At 67.8% G+C, this 12,190-nt stretch carries 10 protein-coding genes; 3 read left to right on the forward strand and 7 right to left on the reverse strand.

Going from position 1 to position 12,190, the window contains the following annotated elements; all coding sequences use genetic code 11:
• Positions 1-220: 220 nt before the first annotated feature.
• On the reverse strand, positions 221-2,485 hold the full coding sequence (locus tag ENN83_RS08735) for an adenosylcobalamin-dependent ribonucleoside-diphosphate reductase (protein WP_287186017.1): 2,265 nt from the start codon (positions 2,483-2,485) through the stop codon (positions 221-223).
• A 107-nt stretch (positions 2,486-2,592) separates the two neighbouring features.
• Here ENN83_RS08735 and ENN83_RS08740 point away from each other — a divergent pair, with 107 nt between their 5' ends.
• On the forward strand, positions 2,593-3,027 hold the full coding sequence (locus tag ENN83_RS08740) for a DUF1489 family protein (protein ID WP_287186019.1): 435 nt from the start codon (positions 2,593-2,595) through the stop codon (positions 3,025-3,027).
• A 13-nt stretch (positions 3,028-3,040) separates the two neighbouring features.
• Here ENN83_RS08740 and hisG read toward each other — a convergent pair whose 3' ends face one another.
• The 3 genes from hisG to hisS are packed head-to-tail and all read right to left on the reverse strand — an operon-like array spanning position 3,041 to position 6,486.
• Entirely contained in the window at positions 3,041-3,739 is a 699-nt protein-coding gene (hisG, locus tag ENN83_RS08745) for an ATP phosphoribosyltransferase (RefSeq protein ID WP_287186021.1), read from the reverse strand.
• The gene (locus ENN83_RS08750) at positions 3,736-4,845 is read right to left on the reverse strand and encodes an ATP phosphoribosyltransferase regulatory subunit (protein WP_287186023.1); all 1,110 of its coding nucleotides are present in this window, start codon (positions 4,843-4,845) and stop codon (positions 3,736-3,738) included. The genes hisG and ENN83_RS08750 overlap by 4 nt, the downstream gene beginning before the upstream one ends.
• 3 nt (positions 4,846-4,848) lie before the next feature.
• Positions 4,849-6,486, reverse strand: a complete 1,638-nt coding sequence (gene hisS, locus ENN83_RS08755; protein ID WP_287186025.1) for a histidine--tRNA ligase — start codon at positions 6,484-6,486, stop codon at positions 4,849-4,851.
• Between the two features lie 83 nt (positions 6,487-6,569).
• On the opposite strand from hisS, the gene ENN83_RS08760 reads away from it, so the two are divergent.
• Positions 6,570-6,773, forward strand: a complete 204-nt coding sequence (locus ENN83_RS08760; protein ID WP_287186027.1) for a SlyX family protein — start codon at positions 6,570-6,572, stop codon at positions 6,771-6,773.
• A gap of 5 nt (positions 6,774-6,778) precedes the next feature.
• On the opposite strand, the gene ENN83_RS08765 is transcribed toward ENN83_RS08760, so the two are convergent.
• The 3 genes from ENN83_RS08765 to ENN83_RS08775 form a co-directional block, all read right to left on the reverse strand.
• Positions 6,779-7,624, reverse strand: a complete 846-nt coding sequence (locus ENN83_RS08765; RefSeq protein WP_287186028.1) for a glycosyltransferase — start codon at positions 7,622-7,624, stop codon at positions 6,779-6,781.
• A gap of 79 nt (positions 7,625-7,703) precedes the next feature.
• On the reverse strand, positions 7,704-11,240 hold the full coding sequence (dnaE, locus tag ENN83_RS08770; RefSeq protein ID WP_287186030.1) for a DNA polymerase III subunit alpha: 3,537 nt from the start codon (positions 11,238-11,240) through the stop codon (positions 7,704-7,706).
• 174 nt (positions 11,241-11,414) lie between these two features.
• Positions 11,415-11,774: a VOC family protein gene (locus tag ENN83_RS08775; protein ID WP_287186031.1), complete on the reverse strand. Its 360-nt coding sequence runs from the start codon at positions 11,772-11,774 to the stop codon at positions 11,415-11,417.
• Between the two features lie 177 nt (positions 11,775-11,951).
• On the opposite strand from ENN83_RS08775, the gene ENN83_RS08780 reads away from it, so the two are divergent.
• A partial coding sequence (locus ENN83_RS08780; RefSeq protein WP_414707643.1) for an ATP-binding cassette domain-containing protein occupies positions 11,952-12,190 on the forward strand: 239 nt, incomplete at its 3' end.

The raw sequence follows: 12,190 nt of genomic DNA on the forward strand, positions 1-12,190 counted from the left end.
CTCCAATGGCTCACCCCCGACCGCCAAACCGCCGAAATCCACATCCGCGTCGCACTCATCAACCGCTTCAATGCTCTCGGCACCGCCGAGATCGTTCGCGTGGCCTGAACCTGAAGGGGAAAGAGGCCCTCACGTCGAAGGCCGCCTTTCTGCAACAATGCCGCCCAAAATGGAAGCTTTACGCATGTAATCAAAACAACAAAACTGGTCGCCCGCGACGTCAGCTGCACTTCGAGTGACCGCAATTCATGCAGGTCATGCAGCCCTCGACCATACGCATCTCGTAGGCGCCGCAGGACGGGCAGGCGGGGCCGCGGGGGGTGTCTCCGACCGCCATCGCCTGATAGCGGGGGTCGGATTTCAGGCCCATGCCTTCGCCATCGATGAAGCCGATCGAGACCATGTGCCGCTCGATCACGCCGCCGATCGCCGCCAGGATCGAGGGGATGTACTTGCCCTGCATCCAGGCGCCGCCGCGCGGGTCGAACACGGCCTTCAGTTCCTCGACCACGAAGGACACGTCGCCGCCGCGCCGGAACACCGCCGAGATCATCCGGGTCAGCGCCACGGTCCAGGCGAAATGCTCCATGTTCTTCGAGTTGATGAACACCTCGAAGGGGCGCCTGCGCCCGGCCATCACGATGTCGTTGATGGTGATGTAGATCGCATGCTCGCTGTCGGGCCATTTCAGCTTGTAGGTGCTGCCCTCCAGCGCCTGCGGGCGGTCGAGCGGGTCGGACAGATAGACCACATCGGCGCCGGTTTCGGCCTCGGGCCGTTTCTCGGAGCTTTCCGCGACCGTCAGCACCGAGCCCGTCACCTCGTTCGGCCGATAGGTGGTGCAGCCCTTGCAGCCCGTTTCATAGGCCTGCATGTAGACGTCCTCGAACGCCTCGAAGCTGATATCGACGGGGCAGTTGATGGTCTTCGAGATCGAGGAATCCACCCATTTCTGCGCGGCGGCCTGCATCCGGACATGTTCGGCCGGGCTCAGCGTCTGGGCGTCCACGAAATAGTCGGGCAGCGGCGCGTCGCCGAACTTCTCGCGCCAGAGGCGGACGGCGTGATCCACCACCTCCTCCTCGGTGCGCGAGCCGTCGCGTTGCAGCACCTTGCGGGTATAGGCATAGGCAAAGACCGGCTCGATCCCCGAGGACACGTTGCCCGCGTAAAGGCTGATCGTTCCGGTGGGCGCGATCGAGGTCAGGAGCGCGTTGCGGATGCCATGCTCGGCGATGGCGGCGCGCACATCCGCGTCCATATGGGCCAATGCACCGCTGGCCAGGTACTTGTCGGCGTCGAACAGGGGAAACGCCCCCTTTTCCCGCGCCAATTGCACCGACGCCAGGTAGGCGGCGCGGGCGATGCGGTGCAACCAGCGTTCGGTCTGACGCGCCGCTTCCTCGGATCCATAGCGCAGGCCCACCATCAGAAGGGCGTCCGCCAGACCCGTCACCCCCAGCCCGATCCGCCGTTTGGCGCGCGCCTCGGCCTCTTGCTGCGGCAGGGCAAAGCGGCTGACATCCACCACGTTGTCCATCATCCGCACGGCGGTCGCCACCAGATCGTCCAGCGCGTCCTCGTCGAGTTCCGCCAGTGACTCGAAGGGCTCGCGCACCAGCCGGGCAAGGTTGATCGAGCCCAGAAGGCAGGCGCCATAGGGCGGCAGGGGCTGTTCGCCGCAGGGATTGGTGGCGGCGATGGTCTCGCAATAGGCAAGGTTGTTCATCGCGTTGATGCGGTCGATGAAGATCACGCCCGGCTCGGCGTAATCATAGGTCGCGCGCATGATCCTGTTCCACAGGTCGCGCGCCTCGATAGTGTGATAGACCTTGCCGCCGAAATGCAGCTCCCACGGCTTGTCGTCCTTGACCGCCGCCATGAATGCATCCGTCACCAGCACGCTGAGATTGAAGTTGCGCAGCCTAGCGGGATCCTGTTTGGCGGTGATGAAGGCCTCGATATCGGGGTGATCGCAGCGCATCGTCGCCATCATCGCGCCGCGGCGCGACCCCGCCGACATGATCGTGCGGCACATCGCGTCCCAGACATCCATGAAGGACAATGGCCCCGAGGCATCCGCCGCCACCCCCAGCACATCGGCGCCGCGCGGCCGGATCGTCGAGAAGTCGTAGCCGATGCCCCCGCCCTGCTGCATGGTCAGCGCGGCCTCCTTGAGCATGTCGAAGATGCCCGCCATGGAATCGGGGATCGTGCCCATCACGAAGCAGTTGAACAGCGTCACCGACCGCCCGGTGCCCGCCCCCGCCGTGATCCGGCCCGCGGGCAGGAAGCGGAAATCCTCGAGCGCGGCATAGAACCGGTCTTCCCAGAGCGCGGGATCCGCCTCGGGGGCAGCCAGCGCGCGGGCGATGCGCCGCCAGGTATCCTCGACCGTCAGATCGACGGGCGTGCCGTCGGCCGCCTTGAGTCGGTATTTCATGTCCCAGATCTGTTCGGCGATGGGGGCGGAGAAGCGGGTCATCTGGGCAATCCTCGGAAAGTCGGCGGGCCTTCCACAATACGGGTCCGCCTTGAACTCCGCAACAATTAGCCTAGGCTTGGCGTTCATCAACAGAATCTGGGGGCAAGATGGCGGCGGCCCATGTCAATCTGGTGAAGCTCTGCGTGGGCGCCGAGCGGGTCGAGGATCTGCTGGAATGGCAGCAAAATCCGCGTGCCCTCGGGCCTGACGGGTTGCCGCGCCACGTCACGCGGATGTGGCCGAAGCGCGCCGACGAGGTGCTGGCGGGCGGCTCGCTTTACTGGGTGTTCAAGGGGGTGATCCTGGCACGGCAGCGGGTGCTGCGGCTGGACCCGGTGACCGGGGCGGACGGGATCGCGCGCTGCGCCATCGTGCTGGACGCACAGGTCATCCGGACCGAGGCCGCGCCGCGCCGGCCGTTCCAGGGCTGGCGCTATCTCGACCCGCGCGAGGCGCCGCGCGACCTGTCCGGCGCCCGCGCGCATGAGGACAGCCTGCCGCCCGGGCTGATGGCGGCACTGGCCGAGATCGGGGTGCGCTGAGGGCGCGCACGCCTCAGCCGCCAAGCCCCAGACGTGCGCCCAGCGCGCGGAAGTTGTCATGCGCCGCCCCGTCCCAATTCGCCGCGCGCGCCTTGAACAGCGTCGCCTGGCTGCGGTGGATCAGCCCGTCGGACAGGATTTTCAGGTGGTTCGCGCGCAGCGTCTCGCCGGTCGAGGTGATGTCGGCGATCGCCTCGGCGGTCAGGTTCTTGACCGTGCCTTCGGTCGCGCCCTGGCTGTCGACAAGCTGGTAATCGGCAACGCCCGCCTCGCGCAGGAAGTCGCGCACCAGCCGGTGATACTTGGTCGCGATGCGCAGCCGGTGCCCATGCGCCGCCCGGAACGCCGCCGCGGCCGCGTCCAGATCGTCCAGCGTGTCGACATCCGCCCAGCAGCGCGGCACCGCGATCACCAGATCGGCATAACCAAAGCCCATCGGCTCCAGCGCGACTACGCGCGTTTCCCAGTCGGCGATCCGCTCCTGCACCAGATCCGACCCCGTCACGCCCAGATGGATCCGCCCCGCTGCCAGCTCGCGCGGGATCTCGCCCGCGGACAGAAGCACCAGTTCCATCCCCGCGATGCCCTCGACCGCGCCGGAATATTCGCGTTCGGACCCGGTGCGGCGGATGTTCACCCCATGGCCCGCGAACCAGTCGAAGGTCTTGTCCATCAGCCGCCCCTTGGACGGCACGCCCAGCTTCAGCGTCATTGCCCGCCCTCCCGTGTCAGGGCCAGCACCAGTTCGGGCCGGATCACGCCGCCCGCCGCGGGCACCGCGCGGCCCTGGCCCAGGATGCGGGTCAGCGCGTCATAGCGCCCGCCCGAGGCCACGGGCGGCAGGTCGGGCCGGGTTTCGGCGTAGAAGCCGAAGACGAAGCCGTCGTAATATTCCATCGTGGTGCGGCCATAGCTGGCCTCGAAATCCAGCATGTCCACGTCGATCCCCTGCCCTGCCAGCGCCTCGAGCCGCGCTTCCAGCAGGTCGAGCGCGGGCGCGATGGCGGGCAGGTCCACGGCGATGTCGCGCAGATGCGCCAGCGCGTTCGGGCAGGTTTCGCGGATCGACAGCATGTCGTCCAGCAACTCCACCTCGGCCGCCGCGATGGGCGGCTCGGCCGCATCCTGCACCAGCGTTTCAAGGCGCGCGGCCACATCCGCGCGCGAGCGCAGGCCGATCTCGGGTCCGGCCGCATCCAGAACCGCCGCGACCCCCCTTGCCTCGACCTCGGCCAGAAGCCGTTTGCGCGCCTCGAGGGCGGGCGCGCGGCCGCCGAACCGGTCAAGCAGCGCGCGGAACCGGCGCGGGCGCCAGACGTGGCGGCGCAGCGCCGCCTTGCGCTCGGGTGTGGTCGACAGCCCCCCGATGGCGGCCAGCAAGAGCCCGATATCGCCGGTCGCCGCACGCAGGCCCAGCGGCGAGAGCACCTCGGAGAACAGCGCGAAGACCTCGGCATCGGCCTCGGCCGGGTTTTCGCCGCCGAAAAGTTCATAGCCCACCTGGATATATTCGTTGGGCCGGTCCGGGTCGCGTTCCTGCCTCCGGAACACCTCGCCGCAATAAGTGTAGCGCGCCGGATCGCCGCCCGCCTGCATGTGCATCTGCACCACCGGCACCGTGAAATCGGGCCGCAGCATCTGTTCGCCCCGCGCCGCATCGGCGGTGACATAGGCGCGCGCGCGGATATCCTCGCCATAAAGGTCCAGCAGCGCGTCGGCCGGTTGCAGGATCGCGGCCTGCACAGGCTCCGCGCCCGCATTGCGGAAAAAGGCGTGCAGCCGTTCGGCCTGTGCCAGGATCTCGGCCTTGGACGCCATCGCTCAGTCCCCGTTCTGGGCCAGCAGCCTTTTCACCTGCGCCACCAGCTCGGCGCGCGGGGCCTCGAACTGGGCGGGCTGGGATTTCCATTCCTCGAGGCTGGCCCTTTCAGCGATCTTCGCGCCCAGCACCAGATCCTTGATCTGGACGACATCGCGCGCGGCCTCGTCGCCGCCCTGGATGATGGCCACGGGCGAGCCGCGCCTGTCGGCATATTTCAACTGGTTGCCGAAATTCCTGGGGTTGCCCAGATAGACCTCGGCGCGGATGCCGGCGGCGCGCAACTCGCCCACCATCACCTGGTAATCGGCCATCCGGTCGCGATCCATCACGGTGACGATGACGGGACCCTGCATGGTCTGCCCCGCCCGTCCCCTGGCCCGCAGCGCAGCCAGCAGCCGGTCGACGCCGATGGAAACCCCCGTCGCGGGCACCTTCTGCCCGGTGAAGCGTTCCACGAGGCCATCGTACCGCCCGCCTCCCGCGACCGAGCCGAATTGCCGCGGACGGCCCTTTTCGTCGAGGATCTCGAAGGTCAGCTCGGCCTCGAAGACCGGGCCGGTATAGTAGCCGAGGCCGCGGACCACGGAGGGGTCGATCACGATGCGGTCGGGGCTGTAGCCTTGGGCTTGCAGCAGGTTCGAGATTGCTTCAAGCTCGTCAACCCCATCGGCGCCAATCACCGAGGAACCGACCAAATCCTTGAGATACTTTGTCGTAACACGGTTCCTGGCTTCCATGGCTTCGATGGGCAGCGCCAATTTGCGTCTTGCATGGTCGTTACCAGCGTCTTGGACTGCTTGAATGTGCCTTACAATAGCCGGAGGCTGCGAAGGGTAGGCGGCCAACGTATCCACCAGTCTTTTATCAACGGCCTTCGAAGCGGAAACAAACCCCATCACCACCTCGGCCTGCTCGTCCGACAGCCCCGCGCCCTTGGTGAAATCCCCGGACTCGTCCTTCCGCCCCTCACCCAGAAGCGCCCGAACCCCCTCCTCTCCCAGCCGGTCCAGCTTGTCGATGGCGCGGAGCACGATGCCGCGTTCGTGCTCGTGTTTCCCGGGGTCGGCGGGGTCGAGGATGCCTGCAACCTCCATCACACCGTTCAGGACCTTGCGGTTGTTCACCCGCACGATGTAGTCGCCGCGCTCGATCCCCACGGCCTCCAGCGCGTCGGCCAGCATGGCGCAGATCTCGGCATCTGCGGCGACCGAGGCCGCCCCCACCGTGTCGGCATCGCATTGATAGAACTGGCGGAACCGGCCCGGCCCCGGCTTCTCGTTGCGCCAGACCGGGCCCATCGCGTAGCGGCGGTAGGGCATGGGCAAGTCGTTGCGATACTGCGCGGCGACGCGGGCCAAGGGTGCTGTCAGGTCATAGCGCAGCGCCAGCCAGTCGCCATCCTCCTCCTGCCAGCCGAAGACACCGGCATTGGGGCGGTCGACATCGGGCAGGTACTTGCCCAGCGCGTCCAGCGTTTCGACCGCCGAGGTTTCCAGCGGATCGAAGCCGTAGCGGTGATAGACCGCGGCGATCCTGTCCAGCATCGCCTTGCGCTCGGTCACGTCCGCGCCGAAATAGTCGCGAAAGCCCTTGGGCGTTTCGGCCCTTGGGCGCCGGGTTTTGGTATCCTTGGCCATGGCTGTCTCGCCCGTCCCTTGCGCTGTCGCGCGGGGTCTAGCGGATGGGGGGCGGCGGGGCAAGGTGGCGCTGGAGGACAGGCATGGCCGAGGGATGGGCACTGGAAGAACGGATCGCGCAACTGATCCGCGAGGTCGAGGACCTGTCCGACGAACTGGCCCGGCGCGGACGCGAGATCGACCTCTTGCGCCGACAGGTGGACATGTTGCTGGACCGCGAGGCCGGGCGCGAGTTCGAGGCGGGCGGCTCGGTGCCGCTGGCCGACCAGAAACCGCCGCATTGGTGATCGCGTCAGGCGTCGGCCCGTCCGCCTTCGCCATCCTTCACGATGCCATTGGGGGTGCGTGCCTCGCCGCTCTTGCGGGCGGCGCGGATCATCGCCTTGTGCCGGCGCATCCTGTCCGGGTCGGCATAGCCGCGGGGATGGTCGAGATGAACCAGCGGCGCAGAAAACCGCAGATGCCGCCCGCGCACGCCTGCATTGTTCAGCCGCACGCCAAGATGCTTGTCCTCGCCGCCATATTTGATCGTCTCGTCATAGCCGTTGACCGCCAGAAGATCGCTGCGCCAGACCGAGGCGTTCGCCCCGCACAGCGCCCGGCGGACGGGCGATACCAGGTCGAGGGCCGCCATGACCGGCACCGGGAAGGGGCGCGTCTTGAGCCAGGTCGACAACTTGCGGATCGCCCGGTTGCGGCGCAGCCATCCCCGGTCGAAGACCAGCCCGCTTCGCACCATCTCGGGCGTCACGCTTGCCGTGGCTTCGGCGTCCAGCCGGATCAGGCTGCCGGTCGAGAATCGTCCGGGCCGGGTCAGGCGCAGATGTCGGGCCACGAAATCGGGATGGATCATCACGTCGCCGTCGATGAAGACCAGCAGCTCGGCGGGGGAACTGGCAATCGCCTTGTTCAGGATCGCGGCCTTCTCGAAGCCCCGATCCTCGTGCCAGAGGTGGCGCAGCGCAAGATCCGGATGGCGCGCGGCGAAGGCGTCGATTACCGCCCGGGTTTCGGGCCCGGATCCGTCATCGGCGATGCAGATGCCATCGGGCATGACCCGCTGCATGGCCACCGAGTCCAGGCACAGGGCCAGGGAGCGGGGATTGTTGTAGGTCGAGACGATCAGTTCGGAATGCATGGGCGCGCAGGCTCGGTCGGTTGACGGGGTTCTAGCGCAGGCCCCTGGCCAGGGCCAGCGCACAGACCGGGCGCGGCCATCAGAATTCCTCGACCAGCGCCACGCCCGGCAACGATTTCAGCGCACCCTTGACCGCGGGCGTCACCGGATAGGTGCCGCGCAGCCGCAGGCAGCAATCGCGCAGCTGCGTCTCGCCCTCGACCGTCAGTTGCAGGTTCAGCACCCGCAGCCGGATCGGCCCGCCCGCCCTGCCCCGCGGCGCTGCGCCCAACTGGTCCAGCAGGCTGCGCACGCATTGCGCGGCCTCGGCGGTCTCGATGGTGATTTCCAGCCCCGCCGCGCCCGCATCGGCAATCGCGGAATCCATCGGCTGAACGCCGCGGATCGTCGGGTCGAACTGGCCCTCGCTGAACCGGCCTTCGAGCGTCGCCACCACCTTGTCGGTGGTCTCGAACACCTTGCGCGCGGCGGCAAGATCGGCCTCTTCGCGCGGGAACATCGCGACGCCCGCAAGCTGGCCGGTGGGGTCGGACAGGTCCATTCGGAAATAGCGCGTACCCTTGGCGCTTTTCATCTCGCGCAGGCCCGAGACCAGCACGCCCACCTTGACGATCGCCCCCCCGCTGCGCTCGGCCGTCTCGCGCGCGGCGGCAAGGCTGAGCACGGACTTGCGCTTCAGCGCCGCCATGTAATCGTCCAGCGGGTGGCCGGACAGGTAGAAGCCGATCGCCTTGTGTTCCTCGGCCAGCCGCTCGGCGGGCAGCCAGTCGGCAACCGGGGCCAGCCGCGGCTCGGGCAGGTCGTCGCCCGCCTCGCCGAACAGCGACACCTGCGCCGAGGCGCGCTGGTCATGGATCGCGGCCGACCAGGCCGAAAGCGCATCCAGGCTTTCGAAGACCCGCCGCCGGTTCGGGTCAAGCTGGTCGAAGGCGCCCGCGCGGGCCAGCATTTCCAGCGGCCGCTTGCCGATGCGTTTGAGATCCACCCGCCGGGCAAGATCGAAGATCGTGGCAAACGGCCGGTCGCCGCGCGCCTCGACGATCAACCGCATCGCCTCGACGCCGACATTCTTGAGCGCGCCCAGCGCATAGACCAACCGCCCCCCGTTGACCGAAAAACCCGCCTGCGAGCGGTTCACGCAGGGCGGCACGATGCCGATGCCCAGCCCGCGGCGGACTTCCTCGGCATAGATCGCCAGCTTGTCGGTCAGGTGGATGTCGCAATTCATCACCCCGGCCATGAACTCGACCGGATGGTTGGCCTTGAGCCAGGCGGTCTGGTAGCTGACCACCGCATAGGCCGCTGCGTGCGACTTGTTGAAACCGTAATTGGCGAACTTTTCCAGCAGGTCGAAGACCTCGCCCGCCTTGGCCCTGGGCACGCCGTTCGCCACCGCGCCCTCGACGAATTTGGGCCGCTCCCTGGCCATTTCCTCGGCGATCTTCTTGCCCATGGCGCGGCGCAACAGGTCAGCGCCGCCAAGCGAATAGCCCGCCATGACCTGGGCGATCTGCATCACCTGTTCCTGGTAGACGATGATGCCCTGGGTTTCCGCCAGGATGTGGTCGATCGAGGGATGGATCGATTCCAGCGGCCTGAGCCCGTGCTTGACCTCGCAATAGGCGGGGATGTTTTCCATCGGGCCGGGGCGATAAAGCGCCACCAGCGCCACGATATCCTCGATGCAGGTGGGCTTCATCCGGCGCAGCGCGTCCATCATGCCCGAGCTTTCCACCTGGAACACCGCGACCGTGCGGGCGCTGGCGTAAAGCTCATAGGTCTTCGGATCGTCCAGCGGGATATGGCCGATATCGTTCTCGGCGCCGGGCTTGGGCTGGTAAAGCGGCGTGCCGTCCGCGCCCTCGTGCAGGGCCCGCCCGGCCGCGCGGATCAGGTCGATGGCATTCTGGATCACCGTCAGCGTCTTCAGCCCGAGGAAGTCGAACTTCACCAGCCCCGCCGCCTCGACCCATTTCATGTTGAACTGGGTCGCGGGCATGTCGGACCGCGGATCCTGGTAGAGCGGCACCAGCTCGTCCAGCGGCCGGTCCCCGATCACCACCCCCGCGGCATGGGTCGAGGCATTGCGGAGCAACCCCTCGACCTGCTGGCCATAGGTCAGAAGCCGGTCCACCACCTCCTCGGCGCGGGCGGCCTCGCGCAGGCGCGGCTCGTCGGCCAGCGCCTTCTCGATGCTGACAGGCTTGACCCCCTCGACCGGGATCAGCTTCGACAGCTTGTCGACCTGGCCATAGGGCATCTGCAACACGCGGCCCACGTCGCGGACGGCGGCCTTGGACAGAAGCGCGCCGAAGGTGATGATCTGCGCCACCTTTTCCCGGCCATAGCGTTCCTGCACATAGTGGATCACCTCTTCGCGGCGGTGCATGCAGAAGTCGATGTCGAAATCGGGCATCGACACCCGCTCGGGGTTCAGGAAGCGCTCGAAGAGCAGGTTGTAGCGCAACGGATCCAGATCGGTGATGGTCAGCGCATAGGCCACCAGCGACCCCGCGCCCGAGCCCCGCCCCGGCCCCACCGGGATGCCGTGATCCTTGGCCCACTTGATGAAATCAGCGACGATCAGGAAATAGCCGGGAAAGCCCATCCCCTCGATGATGCCCAGCTCGAACTCCAGCCGCTTTTCGTAGTCCTCGACCGGTGCGGCATGCGGGATCACGGCCAGCCGCGCGGCAAGACCCTCCCTGGCCTGGCGGCGCAGTTCCTCGACCTCGTCCTCGGCAAAGCGGGGCAGGATCGGCGCACGCTTGGCCGCCTTGAAGGCACAGCGGCGCGCGATCTCGACCGTGTTCGCGATCGCCTCGGGCAGGTCGGCGAACAGCGCCGCCATTTCCTCGGGCGACTTGAAATGATGCTGCGGCGTCAACCGGCGGCGCGGCTCGGCCTGATCGACATAGGCCCCATCCGCGATGCACAGGAGCGCGTCATGCGCCTCGAACATCTCGGGCTTCGGGAAATGCACGTCATTGGTCGCGACCAGCGGCAGGTCCATCGCATAGGCGATCTCGACATGGCCGCGCTCGGTCGCCGCCTCGGCCTCGGTCAGCCGTCCGCCCGCGCCCGGATGGCGCTGCAACTCGACATAAAGCCGCCCAGGAAAGACGCGCGCCAGCCATACCGCCAGCGCCTCGGCCTTGCCCCGCTGACCGGCCCGCAGGAACCGCCCCAACGGCCCGTCCGGCCCGCCGGTCAGACAGATCAGCCCGGCCGCATGCGCCTCCAGTTCCTCTTGCGTGACCTGCGGCAGCTGCCCTGCCTTGCCCAGGTACAGGCAGGAATTCAGCTTCATCAGGTTGCCATAGCCCGCCTCGCTCTGCGCCAGCAGCACGACCGGCGCGGGCGGGCGCGGCCGTTCGCCGGGGGCAACCGGATCATGGGCAAGGTCGATCTGGCAGCCCAGGATCGGCTGGATGCCCGCGCCCGCCGCCAGAACCGAGAATTCCAGCGCGGCAAACATGTTGTTGGTATCGGTCACGGCCACGGCGGGCATGCCTGCCGCCTTGCACAGGTCGGGCAGCGTCTTCAGCCGCACCGCCCCCTCGAGCAGCGAGTATTCGGTATGCAGTCGAAGATGGATGAATCGCGGTGCAGCCATGCCCCGACCCTAGCCCCCGCACCGCCTGCCGAAAAGCCCGCACCGCATCTTCTTCTGGCCCGAAATATCCCCGCCGGAGGCGCGCGCCCGGCATCGCCGGGCGCCACGCCCAACCCCGGGCAAGCGGGGCGCAAGCCCCGCGCGGTCCCTGGGGCGGGAGCCCCCCGCGCCCGCTCAGACCGCGCCTTCCACCAGCTCGATGCGGTTGCCGAACGGATCGTCGATACAGACCCGGCGCGGCCCCGGCAGGCGGTCATCCCGGCGCAGGTCGAGCCCGGCCCGTTCCAGCCGCTCGGCCAGCGCATCGAGCTTGCGCACCATCAGCGCCGGATGCGCCTTGCGCGCCGGGCGAAAGCCGGGCTCGACGCCCAGCCGGATCCGCAACTCTCCGCGGCGGAACCACAGCTCGTCCGGGGGCGCGCCGGGGCCCTCCTCCTCGTCGAGGCCAAGCAAGTCGCCATAGAACGCGCGCGCCTCGGCCGCGCCGCCCTCGGGCATCGCAAGCTGGACATGGTGCAGGGCGTGGGGGAACAACCGCCTCCTCCTGTGGCCGCCCTGTCAGGCTAGGCCGCGGCGCCGCTGCGGTCAAAGGCCCGCGCGCCGCGCCACCGCAAATGGGCATTTTTCGGGCATTCGCCTGCAAACCGTGCCCGCCCCCGCCTTGCGCGGCCCGAGACCGTTGCAGCCGCGCAGGCGGGCGGTCTAGAAGCGATGGACGGAGAACGGCCGCGGAGAGACCGCCGGGTGAAAGCGCTTCTGACAGTCGAGGGCCTGACCAAGGCCTATCCCGGGGTGGTCGCCAATGATCGCGTCGATTTCGACATCGTCGAGGGCGAGATTCACGCGCTTCTGGGCGAGAACGGCGCGGGCAAGTCCACGCTGGTCAAGATGATCTATGGCCTCGCCCAGCCCGATGCCGGCCGCATGACCCTGCGCGGCCAGCCCTATGC

Origin of the sequence: Rhodovulum sp. (genome assembly GCF_011048875.1) — a bacterium.
GTDB lineage: Bacteria > Pseudomonadota > Alphaproteobacteria > Rhodobacterales > Rhodobacteraceae > Rhodovulum > Rhodovulum tesquicola.

Coding starts and splice junctions, on each gene's coding strand:
- hisS (WP_287186025.1), bottom strand. CDS start 6,486: ATGGCCAAGGATACCAAAACCCGGCGCCCAAGGGCCGAAACGCCCAAG.
- ENN83_RS08765 (WP_287186028.1), bottom strand. CDS start 7,624: ATGCATTCCGAACTGATCGTCTCGACCTACAACAATCCCCGCTCCCTG.
- ENN83_RS08740 (WP_287186019.1), top strand. CDS start 2,593: ATGGCGGCGGCCCATGTCAATCTGGTGAAGCTCTGCGTGGGCGCCGAG.
- ENN83_RS08760 (WP_287186027.1), top strand. CDS start 6,570: ATGGCCGAGGGATGGGCACTGGAAGAACGGATCGCGCAACTGATCCGC.
- ENN83_RS08750 (WP_287186023.1), bottom strand. CDS start 4,845: ATGGCGTCCAAGGCCGAGATCCTGGCACAGGCCGAACGGCTGCACGCC.
- ENN83_RS08735 (WP_287186017.1), bottom strand. CDS start 2,485: ATGACCCGCTTCTCCGCCCCCATCGCCGAACAGATCTGGGACATGAAA.
- dnaE (WP_287186030.1), bottom strand. CDS start 11,240: ATGGCTGCACCGCGATTCATCCATCTTCGACTGCATACCGAATACTCG.
- hisG (WP_287186021.1), bottom strand. CDS start 3,739: ATGACGCTGAAGCTGGGCGTGCCGTCCAAGGGGCGGCTGATGGACAAG.